The 15230-nt window shown below is 39.6% G+C and carries 25 protein-coding genes; 17 read left to right on the forward strand and 8 right to left on the reverse strand.

Features of this window, described 5'->3' with window-relative positions:
* Positions 1–17 precede the first annotated feature (17 nt).
* On the reverse strand, positions 18–437 hold the full coding sequence (locus tag ABF638_RS32205; protein ID WP_435026913.1) for a hypothetical protein: 420 nt from the start codon (positions 435–437) through the stop codon (positions 18–20).
* Positions 437–676 carry a hypothetical protein gene (locus ABF638_RS32210; protein WP_292850565.1) on the reverse strand — a complete coding sequence of 80 codons (240 nt, stop codon included), beginning with the start codon at positions 674–676 and terminating at the stop codon, positions 437–439. The genes ABF638_RS32205 and ABF638_RS32210 overlap by 1 nt, the downstream gene beginning before the upstream one ends.
* 8 nt (positions 677–684) lie before the next feature.
* Between ABF638_RS32210 and ABF638_RS32215 the strand changes: the two genes are divergently transcribed.
* The 15 genes from ABF638_RS32215 (at position 685) to ABF638_RS32285 (ending at position 8394) form a co-directional block, all read left to right on the forward strand.
* On the forward strand, positions 685–1647 hold the full coding sequence (locus tag ABF638_RS32215; RefSeq protein ID WP_435026914.1) for an HNH endonuclease: 963 nt from the start codon (positions 685–687) through the stop codon (positions 1645–1647).
* Positions 1644–2495 (forward strand): hypothetical protein, encoded by an 852-nt coding sequence (locus ABF638_RS32220; RefSeq protein ID WP_435026915.1) that lies wholly within the window; start codon positions 1644–1646, stop codon positions 2493–2495. The genes ABF638_RS32215 and ABF638_RS32220 overlap by 4 nt, the downstream gene beginning before the upstream one ends.
* A gap of 79 nt (positions 2496–2574) precedes the next feature.
* Positions 2575–2784, forward strand: coding sequence for a hypothetical protein (locus ABF638_RS32225; RefSeq protein WP_435026916.1), 210 nt, complete (start codon positions 2575–2577; stop codon positions 2782–2784).
* A 157-nt stretch (positions 2785–2941) separates the two neighbouring features.
* Positions 2942–3166 carry a helix-turn-helix domain-containing protein gene (locus ABF638_RS32230; protein WP_258169925.1) on the forward strand — a complete coding sequence of 75 codons (225 nt, stop codon included), beginning with the start codon at positions 2942–2944 and terminating at the stop codon, positions 3164–3166.
* Positions 3159–3701 carry a GIY-YIG nuclease family protein gene (locus ABF638_RS32235; RefSeq protein WP_435026917.1) on the forward strand — a complete coding sequence of 181 codons (543 nt, stop codon included), beginning with the start codon at positions 3159–3161 and terminating at the stop codon, positions 3699–3701. The genes ABF638_RS32230 and ABF638_RS32235 overlap by 8 nt, the downstream gene beginning before the upstream one ends.
* Positions 3698–4087, forward strand: a complete 390-nt coding sequence (locus ABF638_RS32240) for a hypothetical protein (RefSeq protein ID WP_435026918.1) — start codon at positions 3698–3700, stop codon at positions 4085–4087. Before ABF638_RS32235 ends, ABF638_RS32240 begins: the two co-directional genes overlap by 4 nt.
* Positions 4088–4098: 11 nt before the next feature.
* Positions 4099–4398 carry a hypothetical protein gene (locus ABF638_RS32245; protein WP_146110990.1) on the forward strand — a complete coding sequence of 100 codons (300 nt, stop codon included), beginning with the start codon at positions 4099–4101 and terminating at the stop codon, positions 4396–4398.
* A 9-nt stretch (positions 4399–4407) separates the two neighbouring features.
* On the forward strand, positions 4408–4854 hold the full coding sequence (locus tag ABF638_RS32250; RefSeq protein ID WP_435026919.1) for a hypothetical protein: 447 nt from the start codon (positions 4408–4410) through the stop codon (positions 4852–4854).
* A gap of 35 nt (positions 4855–4889) precedes the next feature.
* A complete protein-coding gene (locus tag ABF638_RS32255; protein WP_435026920.1) occupies positions 4890–5129 on the forward strand; it encodes a hypothetical protein in 240 nt (79 codons plus the stop codon).
* A gap of 14 nt (positions 5130–5143) precedes the next feature.
* Positions 5144–5626 (forward strand): hypothetical protein, encoded by a 483-nt coding sequence (locus tag ABF638_RS32260; RefSeq protein WP_435026921.1) that lies wholly within the window; start codon positions 5144–5146, stop codon positions 5624–5626.
* 7 nt (positions 5627–5633) lie between these two features.
* Positions 5634–5849: a hypothetical protein gene (locus ABF638_RS32265; RefSeq protein WP_334840837.1), complete on the forward strand. Its 216-nt coding sequence runs from the start codon at positions 5634–5636 to the stop codon at positions 5847–5849.
* A 60-nt stretch (positions 5850–5909) separates the two neighbouring features.
* Complete coding sequence (locus tag ABF638_RS32270; protein WP_435026922.1) at positions 5910–6206, forward strand: hypothetical protein; 297 nt, start codon at positions 5910–5912, stop codon at positions 6204–6206.
* A gap of 48 nt (positions 6207–6254) precedes the next feature.
* Positions 6255–6761: a hypothetical protein gene (locus ABF638_RS32275; protein WP_435026923.1), complete on the forward strand. Its 507-nt coding sequence runs from the start codon at positions 6255–6257 to the stop codon at positions 6759–6761.
* Between the two features lie 163 nt (positions 6762–6924).
* Positions 6925–7212 (forward strand): hypothetical protein, encoded by a 288-nt coding sequence (locus tag ABF638_RS32280; RefSeq protein WP_392530155.1) that lies wholly within the window; start codon positions 6925–6927, stop codon positions 7210–7212.
* A gap of 144 nt (positions 7213–7356) precedes the next feature.
* The gene (locus ABF638_RS32285) at positions 7357–8394 is read left to right on the forward strand and encodes an endonuclease NucS domain-containing protein (protein ID WP_435026924.1); all 1038 of its coding nucleotides are present in this window, start codon (positions 7357–7359) and stop codon (positions 8392–8394) included.
* A 228-nt stretch (positions 8395–8622) separates the two neighbouring features.
* Here ABF638_RS32285 and ABF638_RS32290 read toward each other — a convergent pair whose 3' ends face one another.
* From ABF638_RS32290 to ABF638_RS32300, 3 genes are all read right to left on the reverse strand, one after another.
* On the reverse strand, positions 8623–9075 hold the full coding sequence (locus ABF638_RS32290; RefSeq protein ID WP_435026925.1) for an Hsp20/alpha crystallin family protein: 453 nt from the start codon (positions 9073–9075) through the stop codon (positions 8623–8625).
* A gap of 340 nt (positions 9076–9415) precedes the next feature.
* Positions 9416–9619 carry a hypothetical protein gene (locus tag ABF638_RS32295; RefSeq protein ID WP_435026926.1) on the reverse strand — a complete coding sequence of 68 codons (204 nt, stop codon included), beginning with the start codon at positions 9617–9619 and terminating at the stop codon, positions 9416–9418.
* 31 nt (positions 9620–9650) lie between these two features.
* On the reverse strand, positions 9651–10217 hold the full coding sequence (locus ABF638_RS32300) for a hypothetical protein (RefSeq protein ID WP_069068111.1): 567 nt from the start codon (positions 10215–10217) through the stop codon (positions 9651–9653).
* Between the two features lie 136 nt (positions 10218–10353).
* Between ABF638_RS32300 and ABF638_RS32305 the strand changes: the two genes are divergently transcribed.
* On the forward strand, positions 10354–10698 hold the full coding sequence (locus ABF638_RS32305) for a hypothetical protein (RefSeq protein WP_435026927.1): 345 nt from the start codon (positions 10354–10356) through the stop codon (positions 10696–10698).
* 443 nt (positions 10699–11141) lie between these two features.
* Here the strand turns inward: ABF638_RS32305 and ABF638_RS32310 are convergent, their stop codons facing one another.
* From ABF638_RS32310 to ABF638_RS32320, 3 genes are all read right to left on the reverse strand, one after another.
* Entirely contained in the window at positions 11142–11288 is a 147-nt protein-coding gene (locus ABF638_RS32310; protein WP_435026928.1) for a hypothetical protein, read from the reverse strand.
* A gap of 1996 nt (positions 11289–13284) precedes the next feature.
* Entirely contained in the window at positions 13285–13425 is a 141-nt protein-coding gene (locus ABF638_RS32315) for a hypothetical protein (protein ID WP_435026929.1), read from the reverse strand.
* Positions 13426–13639: 214 nt separating this feature from the next.
* On the reverse strand, positions 13640–13861 hold the full coding sequence (locus ABF638_RS32320; protein WP_435026930.1) for a hypothetical protein: 222 nt from the start codon (positions 13859–13861) through the stop codon (positions 13640–13642).
* Positions 13862–14270: 409 nt separating this feature from the next.
* Here ABF638_RS32320 and ABF638_RS32325 point away from each other — a divergent pair, with 409 nt between their 5' ends.
* On the forward strand, positions 14271–14702 hold the full coding sequence (locus tag ABF638_RS32325) for a hypothetical protein (protein WP_179076787.1): 432 nt from the start codon (positions 14271–14273) through the stop codon (positions 14700–14702).
* Positions 14703–15230 lie beyond the last annotated feature (528 nt).

The raw sequence follows: 15230 nt of genomic DNA on the forward strand, positions 1-15230 counted from the left end.
AGATACACTGATTTATTTTAATTAGTGTACTTCATTAGACTGGTAAACGCTATATAGGTGCTATCTCTAAAGTTAAAAAAATTAACCATAATTGGGATAACATCTTCACTGTGCATACAATCAAATCCTATCCACCAATTATTAGCGGTTTTTGGTAATAATTTATGACAAACTGCTCTGGGGTCTTCACTTTGATGATTTCCTTCAGAAAATGTAATTTTTCCATGAACCCGAATGAATTGAAATTCATTATCTTCCATATCCTTACCATAATAAGGATGAGTTGTATTAATAGCCACGTACCCAGACAAAGTACCTTCATTTTGCCTAACTATTAAACAAGGGAATCCCAGATAAACCCATTCTATTCTGTCAGGTTCTTGTTGCCATTCACCGTCTGCCCATGCAGATTTGTCAATCCAATTCAGAGTTTCCATCAACCAATAATATCCCCATTTTCATCCCGTTTAACTTCCACCACCTTAACGTCAAAACTTTCCCACTCCTGGACAGTAAACCCTTCTGTAGTTTCCTCTGGATACCGCCGTGCCATTTCTTGCCATGCAGCTTCTTCGTTGATTGCCCAGATGTAATGACCCTGGCGTTCTCTGAGGTCATCGCGCCCAGTGCATTCGTGTGAGTATAATGCGTTACGTGTACAGCGATATTCTCTCATAACTGCGAATGGCCAAAGATTTAGCTTACTACGTTAAGAAATTTTCTCCGAGGTCTGTTGGGAAGCTAGGCTTAAATGTTAGCCCTGGTGCGCCCAATAAACCGATTTTGCTTTTATCTATCATTGAAATGATAACTACTGGGCAGATAGTGAGAAACCAAATTCCTCTATCTGCTGAACTCATCGCCACATTTCTCAAGCTGTGGAGCCACTTAGAACCAGTACGCAAGCCGGATATAGGTTTACCTTTTTACCACCTCACCAGTGACGGTTTCTGGTATTTTGAGATGAAACTGGGGTTTGAATCATTGATTGCTGCCAAGGTGAAAATCAGAACTCCCAGTACCATTAGGCAAACTGTAGAGTATGCTTACCTCGATGATGAACTCTGGTCACTCCTGCAAAACGAGAGCGAACGCACTGTACTAACCCACACACTTATTAATTCGTGGTTTAACGAGCGTACACAGGATATCGAGTCATTATTGCAAGTCAACGCCTTTGCTGAACTACAAGACCAGTTGCAACGTTCCGGCGGTAAGGTCTACCAACTAGAGGAATTAGAAGATGAACAAGCTGTAATTGTGCGAGATGGTGCGTTCCGTAAAATCGTTGTCTCAACTTACAACCATACTTGCGCCTTTTGCGGATTGCAAATACTCGATTCACTCGGTCAGAACATCGTTGATGGCTCACACATCAAACCATTCTCCCAGTTCTACGATGACCGCATTGATAATGGGTTGTCACTATGCAAAAATCATCACTGGGCATTTGACCGCTTCTGGTTCACCATCAATGACGATTACACTATCATCGTCTCTGACAACCTGCGGGAAGATTCACCCAACGCCAAACCAATGCGAGAATTTAGGGGCGATCGCATTATCTTACCAAGCCAACAACAGTATTATCCTAGAGTTGATGCAATGAGATGGCATCGCCAAGAGTTTTTAAAGCGCAGCGCATGAGCAAAAAACCTAAAGGTTGGTTTAATGAAATTGTTATTCGTCCCGTTGTTCATGTAGACGGTTACGAAAGCTATGAAAAGATGTGCGGTATTGTTGCAGAATTTTATTACTCTTCGGAGGAACAAAGGCTACTGCGCCAATTAAGGACTAATCCCGCAGAATCGATGAACATCACTCTATACACCTTGTTTAAAGTAGGTCAAGCTAAATGTCCTGCTTATTGGGTGAATAAAGATTTACTCGAAGCCTTGCTGCAATCAGTGTTAACTGTTGAAGTAGACAGTTTAAATTGGGCAATGAAAACAGGAATGTTTATGCTGCCCAAAGGAGTAATTCTTTCTCCTGAAAATAAGAGCATTGATGCGATTTTTTGGTGTTTCGATAGTGAAGCTGGTATCCTTTATTGGACAGCAACCGATGGATCTAATTTCTTTTGCCGCAGATTTAAACTTGATGCACAAAAACTTACCTATACCGATTCTCAAGATATTGATCCCAAAGTAGTCAAAGGATTTAATGAATATTTGCACTCAATTTTACTACGATTGATTTTGATTATGGAGTGCCGCCCTGAACTTGTAAATACAACAAGCGAACTAGTCAGGGTGAATAGAGGTTTTGGCAAAGCGCAAGCGCAAGATTTTTATCAACCACTTTGGCTAGGACTTGGATATCGACTCAAGCGTGAAGGGACGCAAAGCAGTGAAGGCAGTAGCAGTACACATGGCTCTAAGAGTGTTCATTGGCGCAGAGGCTTTTTACGCAATCAACCTTATGGCGAAGGCAGACAGCAAAGAAAACTAGTTTGGATTGAGCCAGTTTTAGTAATGGGTGGGAAAGAATCATAATCAGCTTAGTTAAATAGTTGCGATCGCATCCCAGCAAAAACAGTATTATCTCAAACAATAGAGAGTTAATAGAAAAGTTATGCATACTGCTTACCCCTATGTAATCAAAAATGATAGCGGTGCATACCTGCAAACCGATGCAACGATGGTAAATCCCATCTGGGGCAATATCGACACTGCAATGCACATCCGCCACTACATTGGTGCAGTTACAATTCAAGAACTAACAGGCGGCTGGGTCTTTCAACTCAACCGCAATCGCCATGAATACAATTTTGTCAGCTTGTAAATAACCCAAAAACTACCGTCAGTTAATGATTGCCACTTTGAGTTTCTTTGCAACATTTATATAACTTTACAAGTATTACTTATAAAGTAACTCTTAACAAGTTATAATAAAAATAAAATTGGTTATTTAAAAAGTAACTTTGGTGGAATATGTCTTAATGCGAGTCACTTTTAGTAAAGAGTTTACAGATTTAGGTAAGCGGATAAAAAAATATAGGCAAGCATCAAACAAGTCTCTTGCAGAACTAGCGGCTGAAGCTGGAATCAGCGTTCCTCACTGGAATCGGATTGAAAACGAGAAAGTTCAAGAATTGCCATTTGATACATTGCAAGGAATTGAAAAAGCTTTAGGTAGTGATTTAGGGGTACACTTTAATGATTGACTTATCAACTATTAATCTTTTAAGTTTGCCTTCTCTTCCGCTTGAACAGTGTCGTCAATTACCAGATTACTCAGGTATCTATTTTGTTTTATCTGTAAGCGATGATATTCTTTATATTGGTTGCTCAATCAACTTACAAGAGCGATGGATAGTACATCATCGATACCAGCAGTTTCAGGAAATAGGTAATGTCAGAATATCCTGGTTGCAAGTTATAGATGCAAGCCAATTGAACGTGCTTGAGCAAGAGTTGATTAGTTATTTTAATCCTCTCTTGAATAAACGTCGTATTTTAAAAGATGGTAAAACCAGTCAGCATAAATGGAATGATGCTAACCAAGAAAGTATAAAAAAAGCACAATTAGCCTACAATAAAAAGCGTCCTATTTGGTCATTTCGTCCTGCACCTGTAATTTTAGAATGGCTAGAACAAGGGCGATTGAAAGATAAAAATGGCAATTTAGAAAGTAATGGAATGCTTCTAAATCGTCAACTAAAAAAGCTTATGGAACTAGAAAGTAAATTGTATCAATGATGAAAAAGCTTGAACTGCAACGTATCGAAGCAGGTGAATATCTTACTCCTGATGGTAGGTTTTATGTCCGCAATACTTACTATTCCAACGGTATACCCGGACGGAGTAACACAAGTTCGGGGTGGTTAATTGAAGATAGAAGCGGGGCAACTCTGTTTCAAAGGAACCACCATCAAAGTAACCTGCGGTGGGTGGATACGCTTGCACAGTCCAGAGAAATTATGGCACGGATTATTCAACGTGACGCTGAAGCAAAAAAGCTACGTGATGCCGGATGGTGTAAGGAAGACAACCCACAACAGCCGGGGGTTTTTTGGCGATCGCCGTACACAGACAGATTGTTAACTCGAAGTGAAGCATTGCTGGAATTGAGTTTGATGTCGTGAGCAATAATCCTATGACTAATGAAGAGAGAGCATCTCTAGAAACTGCAATCAAAATTTATGTAGAGATGGGTGTACTAAATCGAGTTTCACAATCAACAAAAACATTTTTAGCTCGTGTTCCAGGTATAGATACTCGGAGACTACAAACTCTCATTAAAAACCAAAGCCAAGAAATTGCAGCAATGGCTGGGGCTAAAGATGTGATTTATAAAACTGGTGACTATCTCCCTTCGGGTCGTGGTGCTTTCGGTCTTAGAGGAGGTGGTGAACGTGCGGTAAATATTTCACCATCAATTGAGTTTATTTTTTAATAAAAAAACATGAACACATTAGAACTAAAACCAGGAGATAAAGTAGGAATTTTTTACTATGACAGTGTACGTATAGGTACTAAAGCTGAAATAGAGGTAATTGAACACATTTCCCCAACTGGACAAGTAACTCTCTCTAATGGAAAACGCTACACATCTGATGGCAAAGAAATTGGTGCTGTAGAACCTAGTTACCTTTGGACTCTAGATAAAATACAACCAATCTTAGAAAAAATTGAAACTCTTGAGCGGCATAAGGAAGCAGAACGACAGACTTATTTAGCATCACCTGAAGGTAGGAGAAAACAAGCAGTGAATGATACTGTCAAAGCTGCGATCGCTGCACTTAATCAATACGGCTGGTATGCTGATGTTGATGGTCACATGGATGCTATGGAATCAGAAATTGAGCAAATTATCAAAAAATATGTCAGCGAACACGAACCTACAAGCTAAAAGTTCAGTTATTTAATCAATTGAGGTTAAGTTTTATGTTTGAGCCAAATGAAGAGGGAAAAGTCAGACTGTACTTTACAGAAGAGAAAATTTGCATTGGTTCCTACAAAGAAGTAGAAAAGTACGAGCGGGAAACCAAAAACAGCTATTGGGCATCTGAGTTTTTTGAATTACCACCAGACTATAACCCAATTAGTAAGACAGCAGATGAAATTAAGTTAGCTGTGAGAGAAGTACTTTTATCAAAGTTACTGAAGAAAAGTTTAGGTCTGTGATGAACCTTATATGTATGTACTACGGATACCGTTGTTATACCAGAGAAGATAAGCCTTTGGGTTGGCTATACACATTTGACTCTAATCTTGAATATGCTTTTATCAATAAAAGTTTCCATTTGTGCAAGCGATGGAAAACAGAAAAAGGAGCTAAAAAACACTTCGATTATTACAATAATAATTGGCAATTTAAGAGTAAAGGAGGCTATCTCAAAATCGAGGTAATGCCAGAAATTACTGATAATGGAAAAGAAAAATCTTCTCAGCAGCGATGGAATGAAGCCAATCGTGATGCACTTTACCAAGCTCAAGAAAATTACAACCAGAAGCGCCCCATAATGTCATTTCGTCCAAAAGCCGAACTGTTGGAATGGCTGGACGAGGAACGCGAAACTGATGACAATGGTGAACCAGAAACTGATGCTTCACTCTTAAATCGGAAGTTAGAAAAACTCAGACAGTTAGAACAAAAAGATTTTAGCGATTCGTTTAAGTGAAATTAAAATGCCAAATAAAATATTAAAGTTTGAACTAATTGAAGGGCTACCAGAAGACAATGGAACTTATTTTGTATTATTAGAAGATGGTTCGATAAAAGAAGGATATTTTGGCTCATTCTCTTTTCCTCATCATCAAGAAGATATTGTTAGAATTGCTAACTGTGAAGATAAGCAATTTCATTATGAAAAATTTATTGGTTGGCTAAAACCTATAGAATGATTTGTTTTAATACAATGATTTATGTATAAAATAAAAATCTGAAGATATTTATGTAAAACAATGAAAGCAGAACAATTAAAAACTAGAATTATTAATATAATTAATGAAAAGCCAAGGTTTTTTGATGGTGTTTGTGCTAAAGATATTAAAAATTTGCTCTTGGAACATTACGAAATTTCTGTAAGTGAAAGAACAATTATTAAAGTAATGATGGAAATAATAGATGAGGGTCAGAATAAATTTGGTGGTTCTGGTTATGTTTGCGGTGATGATAGTACACTAACATGGGCGGATGAACATAGCAATGCAAATTCAAAAATGAGAGGATTACATAAGTATTGGTGGTTTAATATCTAAATATTAAAAATAAGTAGACTGAAGAATTAGCAAAGAAATATTTAAATAATGAGCAGTAACTTAGACCGTCTGTTGACAATATTAAAAGAACAAGCAGATTTAATTGATCAACTTAACACACGTTCTGACTTTCAATACAAAAGTACACAAAGGCTAGTTTTGGATTATGGTAAACCTTTTGTAACTCAGGTTAAATCACTATTTAAAGGTGAACGTAAAGCTTGCTTTGAAAATTGTTACAAGGCATTATGGGACTATTCGCAACTAAGTTACTGTGAAGGCTTTGCTATTGATGGTGAGTTGGATTTTGCAGTACCTCATGCTTGGTTAGTTAATAACGCAATGCAAGTAATTGACCCTACATGGATTGGAAATAAGTTTAAAGGCAGTACTTATTTTGGAGTAGTTTTCAATAGAGAATTTGTGATGGAGATGGCGGAAAAGACCAGAAGTTACGGCATCCTTGATAGCGACTATATGAATGAACACCAACTTAAACGAGAAGGATTTCCGCCTCATGCACTACTTCATAAGCAGGCGATAGATGCTCAATGATTAGTGCGATCGCTTCTCACCGTGAGGAAAGGAGCGTAGGCACAGCCAGATGTAGGCATCGCATCTTAACTTTATGGACTATTTAGTGGGTAATGTCGGTAATAACCTGATTATTCCTGAAAAATGAGACAATTTTCTAATATATGAATAATGAGGATATGCAATGGCTAATATTTTAAAAGACTCTTTTGGTTTTCCTAAAATTTCTAAATATTCTGGTTCTTCTCCAAACAAAGACAGCTATATTGTCTACTGTGTTGAGTTTGAAGGACGAGAATTAGGATATTGGATTTCTGGTACTGGAGAATGGCAAGATTTCAGGGATAATGATACAGATTTTGAAAGTTTAGAAAAATGCCTTGAAGGGCTTTATGAGATGTACCAATATGACGAAGATTACGAGTTTAGATACTGGGTTCAAAAAGTCAAAATTAAAGCAGAAATGATTTAGGTGGCAAGGAGTTGCTGAATTATGTACCTAAAGATATAGCTACTCTATAGAAACAGTTTTGGGTGCGATGCCTGCGGCGGGCGGATACGCCATCGTGTTATGCCATAATATTCAGTACTCTAGTAATATTGCAGTGACGAAGATATGTTAGCTGGTGCAGCACTACGTAAAACAGGTTCTAGTTGGGAATTTGCATCAGAAGCAGCATTAGAAGATTTTGTTTGGGATAACCTACAGCAATTATCAGGCTTAATACCTTTAAAACGACAGTATGCTGTTAAGGGCGAAATCTGCGATATCTTAGCACTTAACGAAACGAGACAATTAGTAATTTTAGAACTCAAAAATACTCAAGATAGATATGTTGTCCAGCAATTAACTCGCTACTACGATAACTTACTAGACGATAAACCATTTCCAGAGCAAATTGATTACAGTCAACCTGTCCGGTTACTTGCGATCGCACCCTCATTTCACAGACATAATCTGATTGACCGCAAACACACAAAGTTGATAGTCGATTTTTTGCTCTTTACTGTTGCCCAGATTAATCAAGACTTTCACTTACAACTGCAAGATACTGATACTAATCAAACTTGGTCAATTCCAATTACCTATCAGGAACTTGACATTAGCACTGTATCAAGCAATATTCCAGAACCACCGCAATTACTTTTAGATTGGCTTGGTGCTTGCACTGGGGAGGAACAACAAGCAATTCTCAGGCTTAGAGAGAAAGTTCTTGGCTTTGATGAGCGAATCAAAGAAGAAATTGAAAGTAGAAATACTATTAGATATGGCAGAGGTAAAGCTAAACCAGTAGCCGAACTATGCTATCAATCTAAAACTCGCCAGCTGATTATATTCCTGTGGTTGCCTGTGCCAAGTTCATTATTTGGTAATAGTAAAGAAGTGATTGGCAGAATTAGATTATGGACAGACGGTGCTTCTGTTACTGATGTTGGTCATGTGCCGGAAGGCTTGGGCAAGATGAAGCTACAATCCCAATGGGATGCTGTGCCACGAGAAAAACGACCTCATTTGATGCAAAGTCTTTCATATAAATCATTAATCCCTGTTCCAATTAACTGGTATAGCAACTTGCGGGATACTTGTAAAATTTCTAATTCGTTAGAATCACTAATAGATTTAGCACTTTTCAAGTGGTTGGCAAGAACTTAATCTCAATACCACACCGTTTTAGCAGTAATTCTTAGAGGAAACTTGTAGAGATGGGATATAGCTGGTAGACAATGGCGCAAAGCGATCGCCCCCACACCATTCTTAGAGGAAAACCAACAGCGTAGGCGCAGCCCCTTAAAGTAGACATCGCATACAAAAAAGCCCAGTCATCTCACAACTGGGCTTTTAGCTATCTCAATCAATTATTGGAGGATTAGTAGTTTCAAACTATGCAGCAGGTTGTTCTAAATTAACCTTGACAACTTTGTTCTTTTCTTGCTCAGTTTTTGGCAGTGTCAAATTCAAGATACCGTCTTTATAATCTGCGGTGACATTGGTATTTTGAATCCGGGCAGATAGAGGAATTACACGTTGGAATTTACCGTAGTAGAATTCACTTCTTGTAGTGCCATTGTTTTCGGTTTGAGTTTGGGACTTGCGCTCACCGCTAATGTGAACAGCGTCTTGGGTGACTTGAATATCTAGGTCTTTAGCTTCAAGTCCTGGCAGTTCTAGCTTCAAATGCAGAGCATCATCAGTTTCTTGTAGTTCAGCAGCAGGAACTTTGATAAAATCTCTGTCAAACCGTGCAGATGGTACTCTGGTATCTCCAAGTAAGCCATTAATGTGACGTTCTAAAGCGTTCAATTCTTGCCAGGGGTTGTAACGGACTAGTGCCATAATTCTTTCTCGGAAAAATTCAGCTATTGTTTAATGGTTTTTGCACTTGGTTTTGTGCTTATGTATTTATAATAAGTATGGTTAAAACTCGTGTAAATTCGGCTATTATCACCAAGTAATTGATGATTACCGTACAAAATTAAGCAGTAAAAAAGATTACGGTTTACTCGAATTTTGAGGTTCGGTAAACCCGAATAATAACTATTAATACCAATAATAATCAACTAATTATTCTGCTGTTGAAGGGGATAGTGCAGTCAGGCGTTGCTTATATTCCCAAAACAACAATCACACTCGCTTTACTCGCTTCGCCATCGCACTATTCAATGAGCATTTTGATTTAATCATCTGGAAACTGCCAAGATGAAATACTTTCTACATCTTTGCTACTGCATTGAATACAAGTAACATCAAATGCTGAATCCATCCACTCATAACCGCAAGTACGACAGTGACAGAAAATATTATTGCGGTTGGCATCTTTTATACCCTGATGCCATTGCTGTAGTTGGTCTAGATTTTGAAAAGGTAAATTGTCAGACATTCTCGTAAGCCCTTCGCTATCACAAAATAGTCTACTTAAACGGTTGTCCCCACTGCTCCCAATTCTCCTTGTTAAATGGCGATCGCCACTTTTGAATCAGGCTCAACTCTAGCGCTTGCCGTGCGCGTCGTTCAACTGGAGCATCCCACCAAAAACCAATATTAACCGCCGTCTCTATCTGATAGCGATAATGTAAGTCTTGGTAACTGCTGATGTAATCCTTGCAGCCATGAGTCCCACGCCAGCGTTTGTTACTCCGCTTAGTTTCCCCAACATAAAGTAGCAATTCAGCAGCAGAATCAATCACAAAATACAAAGCTGCTTGACCAAAATCATCTGGCATCCGGTAAAAAGCCATTGGTTGTAAATGCAGCTTAAACGGGTCTATCGTCTCTGGGTCACAGTGTGTCGGGGCTAGGTCAAACAGTGTTGCTTGTTTTGGTGCTTGACTTTTTCTCACTAGCTGCTGATAGTCAAAGATTTGCGCTTTCCACTTCAGCAGTGCATCAGCACTCATCACCAGCGCCTCTGCTCTACGTGCTGGTGTGGGTTTTATGTTGGCAAATAGGTTTAACTGATTATTGGGTTCCAAGGTCATCACAGGCAGTTACTTTCCCAGTAGATTATCCCTTACAACTGAATCGAGTAAATCTGTTAACGGGTTTAGGCGATCGCATTTTTTGAAACCGGAACAATAAACTTATTTTTGCGCCCAAACCTGCGTGACGCGAGGGATGCAAAATATTGTTGTTTCGTCAGCAGCCAATGCCTTTATTTGGGCAATCGTCTGGTCAATCTCTTCTTGTGTTGTCAGTCCAGCTTCAATGAAAGCATCAACTGCCCAATTAGAAGCAGAAATTAAAGAGTTACGGCAAAGCAATAACCAGTTAGAAGATAGCAATAACCAATTAGATATAGCCAACAAACGATTGACAGATGAGAAAACTGCAATGTCAGCCACACAGCAACCCCAAACAGTTACTCTATATGCCAACAAGGGCAAGGACACAGATAAAATTCTGTTGCTGATAAATGAAGAATTTTTAAGTGGTGAAGGCTTTAAGGCAGGGAGAAACTAAAGCCAATTAGCGGGTTGGATACTCTGTGTTAGTGGCTTGTTGGGGGATGTGTTACGTGAGCTACTTATCGTTTGGAACGGTATTTGTACAACTATCATTCCAAGGTTATAAAATAGACAAACCAAGGGTTAAGGCAGCCAAGCTAGCAACCCCTTTTGTAAACATATTCATCGTAAAATTACCTTGTTAGGTGACTAAATTTATACCAGATAGAGGAGTTTTTACCCGTTATCTGTCTTCATAATCTCAGACTTTCTTAAGTAGCCACATCAGGATATGCACCCAAGATAGAAAGTTTTTTTACAACAAAAGTGAAAAAATATCAAAACCTTGTGAAAAGTTATATTTATACCTAGATATTTCTTAAAAAGATACAGTACAAACTTGCTACGTAATAAGATATCAGTACCCCTAATCCTTAACCTGACCTCACCGCCCTAACTCTACGTAACACTTTGTAGCGCATTATGTAGTACAGAGGCTATTTTTGGTGATTTGGTGCGATCGCTATAGTCGATAGCATTAACCTGTTGGATACGGCAAGCACTGAACAGGCAGACACCGAACAAGGTGCGGGCGGGTGTTGCCATCGCGGTCATTGTCTAAACCGTGACTGAAAATTAGCTGTATCTTTGACTGAGTTAAGACCTTGGCGCGATCGCTATTGCTCACCTCACCTCACCAAATACCTTTTTTGTTTTGGGATCGCGGCGGGGCCCCAATTAGATGAGGCGATTTTATTCGCGGTGAAAAATTGAAATTCCAAAAGTTGTGCCAGATTGTGAAAAGCGATCGCCCCCATCTCTGCACTGGAAATGCTGACAATCCGAGAGGTAAAGCGAATTGCTTTTTGTGTGATGTCGGGATATAACTGTCACCCAAAGAATTTTATTTTTAGTCAACACCCTTCGCTGCTCATCAATTTCATTTTCTTCGTTCCTGATTTTATTTTGGATTAGGTTGACCACAAGATGCGCGGTAGAGAGTTAGTTGATCACAAACAAAGTGAACGTTGAGCATTCCCCTGGAAAGAGAACCAAGATTCAACATTAAATCTACAAAAATTTACCCCGTTTTTGACCCCTTGTTAAGAATAGTTCCTAAAAGGCGAAAACGCCTATACCGTAATCCCTTCAGCCTTTGTAAATAAATTTTGTGAAAGATTACAATTGTGCTTTGATTTTGCTGTTTTGTGCGTGACACCGAAAATCGCCCAAATTCCCGATTTTCACCAATTCTCACCAATTAAACTCAATATATCCCAATCCTCCAGAACGCAAATTCAAATTCATCGCTGATTTTTTACCTCTTCAACATCTTCCAGTCACAAAATTCTCATTAGCTCAATAATTCCCAAAAAATCCCAAAAGTCACCCGATTTATCCCCATATTTACCTACTAATTTTAAACACGCTTAAAAGCTTTTAAGCTCTGTAATCCATCTTTTTTTGACGCACAGTACGCCTTATTTGGCGGAAAGTTTGTTGAGGTAAAAATCAAGAATCAGCCAAAAATGAGTCCGATAAAACTACAAAAGAACTACAAAAGTGACTGAGGTTTTACAACGCTTGTGTCCAATCAAAGCAGAGGCAGGGGAGGAAAGAGTTGATAGACAATTAGTTCTTTTCCCCCTGTTTCTCTTCTACCTCTACTGCCCTCAACGCAAAACTTCCTTAACCGAAGGTCTTGGGAGTGTCGAGAGGTGTAAGCGAACTGTGGCTACCAATCTCAATTGGGAGGCAAGGTAACACAGAGAGAGCGATCGCGTCACCCGATCACAAAAGCTAACTGATCACGCCACTGTTAGGAGAGATCACCTCCGGTGGGCGGTTACGCCATCGCGTTTACAAACAGAGTTAGAATCTCCCGTAAGTCATGGACAAAAAACATTTGTCTGTTATTCTCATTTAAGTGGGAAAAATGTATATTTTTAAACATTCCATTGGGAACGGCAGTAATGACGGCAGTATGACGGCGATAGTGCCGTCAAAAACGAAATTTTTCTGGGATTTTGTAAATCTTCTAATGGTAAAATTGACGGCAGTATGATGGCCCTGTTGACGTCCTACACGGCAAGGGTAAAAGCTCAAATCAGCCGCCTGAAAATAAACATACCTACTACGGTTATTTTCGCTATTGTTGATTTGAGAAAATTGGCTGTTTTTGACTTAAGTAAAAATACTCAGTGAGTCCGAAAAAGAATTTGAGCAAGGACGTGAAGTATTTTTGAAAAAGCAAGGTAAATCAATTCCAAATTCACGCATTCCAAATTGGAGAAGTGCGATCGCCCGTAGTCACGTCAAGAATTGAGATTGGGGATTTGGGTTTTGGTAGTCATGGTCTGGTAGTCATAATAGATTTGGTAGTCATGATGATTAATATCTATTTATATAGAGGGCGTGACTACGGTATCAGATTTTGATACAAAATGCCGTTCTTCTCAGTGGTGACTACCAAGTATTGTATAAAAGCTAGCAGCAGTAAGTTGGTAGAGAATTAATCGGGATTTTGCGATCGGTAGGGAATTAAGCATACGCCGAAGAAGGTGCTTCGGCTAGCAAGAACCGCAGGCATCGCGGCCATTGTCTAACTGCTGCCGGGAGCAAAATTAAGAGCGGTGGCTTTAACGTCTGAAGGGGTGAGGCAAGCGATCGCGCCGTGGTCAATTAGAGGCAGAGAAATTAGGCAGTCAGGATGATCGCCTTTGCAAGCTACGCCCGTAGTCACGCTAAGAATTGAGATTGGGGATTTGGGTTTTGGTAGTTACGGTCTGGTAGTTATGATGAATTTGGTAGTCATGATGATTAATATCTATTTATATAGAGGGCGTGACTACGGTATCAGAACTTGATACAAAATGCCGCTCTTCTCAGTGGTGACTACCAATTTTGTATAAAAGCCAGCATTGGCAAAGCAGTACAAACTTGAGATGGTGGCGCGGCTATGCCAGTGAAAAGACGCGACAACGTAGTTGTAAGTCTTGGGCATTGGGTATGGGGTGAAGTGCTTGCTCCCTTAGCGATTGCCTACGGTGGCGGGTAAGCTGGGAGCTAGCCAGAAGAAAATAATAAAGCAAAGCATAACTACTGGAGCGATCGCTATCGTAAAACAGGAGACGTGGCAACGCAGTTGCCAGTCCAGTCCACCACACCACAGATGTCAATAACCGCGCTGACGATTCTGTGCAATGGCGTAACCGCCCTCTGTCTTGCGATCGCTAATCATAGATTTGTTCCAGCCAGTTACTCAAATTGCTACTAAAAACCCAATGAATGAATTTTGGGTAAGGGCTGGGCGCGATGATTTTCTCTAAGAATTTTGAGGAGCGTAGCTTGCTGCCAACTCTTGGAGACGTTGCGCGTAGCTTGCTTCCACGAAGTGGTACGGCATCGCTTTCTCTAAGAAATTTTGCTGGCTGTCAAAGAATAGTCACAACCTGTTATCGCTTTCAAAACTTGTTATTACAAATGTCTAACCAATAGATGCGGTATGGAGGCGTAGCTTGCCTCTACTAGCGCGGCTACAGAAGTTATGCCCTAAAATTTTAAATAGGCATAACCACTATAACTGCCATGACAGACCGCATCGACCAAATCATAGAGAAGCTTCAACAATTAAAGGAAATCAGGCAGCATCTGGTCAATGAACCAATGTCTGAATCTGGGGTCTGGATTCATCAGTATGAAGTACGCAAAAAATATAAAAAAGATGGTGAAATCTACTGGTATGTATACGCAAAATGGCAAGCTAATGAGCCAATTTTCAAGAGAAACCCAAAAGCTAGGCTAAAAGGGATTGTCAAGCGCGGCAAGAACCCAGACTATACCTGTCACCAACACATAGGCAGGGTCAGCAGTAGCACAGGGCTAGGAACTGATTCAGAGGTCGCGATCGCATATCAAGAGTGGGAAAATCGCAAGCGGTTAGACGCGCTTGATAAAGCACTTGATGAGATAGAAAACGCGCTTATAGAAGTTATGCCAGACCAAAATAACAAAGCATAACTATTGTGGGGCATAGCAGGAGACGCGGCAAAGCCGCCGTCGCTTAGGCAACGCAGTTGCCAGTCATAACCACCCATCACGCCGCCTGAACGCCGAATACCTGATAACCGCGCTGGCAATTGGGAGAGCGATCGCAGAAGGAAGAGGTGGGAGACGCGGCAAAATCAATAACTTGTTATTGCATAAAACTGTTATAACCTGTTAAATATTTAAAATTAAACCTATAACATATTAGCTAAGGTAGTAACAGGATAATGCATATATACTGTTACAAACTCATCTACCAATCTAACCATTAGCTGAAATCCTTGTTATACAACGATTGTGGATATATGCACTATGAACAGGTTATGCAAATATGAACAGGTTGTGATTAACTGGTTAACGCATACATAAACCTGTTATCTAAAAGCTCATTGCAGACATGATAGCTTATATAACCTGTTACGTCTGTTAATTTAAATTAACAGACGTAACAGGTTATATAAGCTATCATGTCTGCAATGAGCTTTTAGATAACAGGTTTAT

Origin of the sequence: Nostoc sp. CALU 1950 (assembly GCF_051172895.1) — a bacterium.
GTDB classification, from domain to species: domain Bacteria; phylum Cyanobacteriota; class Cyanobacteriia; order Cyanobacteriales; family Nostocaceae; genus Nostoc; species Nostoc edaphicum_A.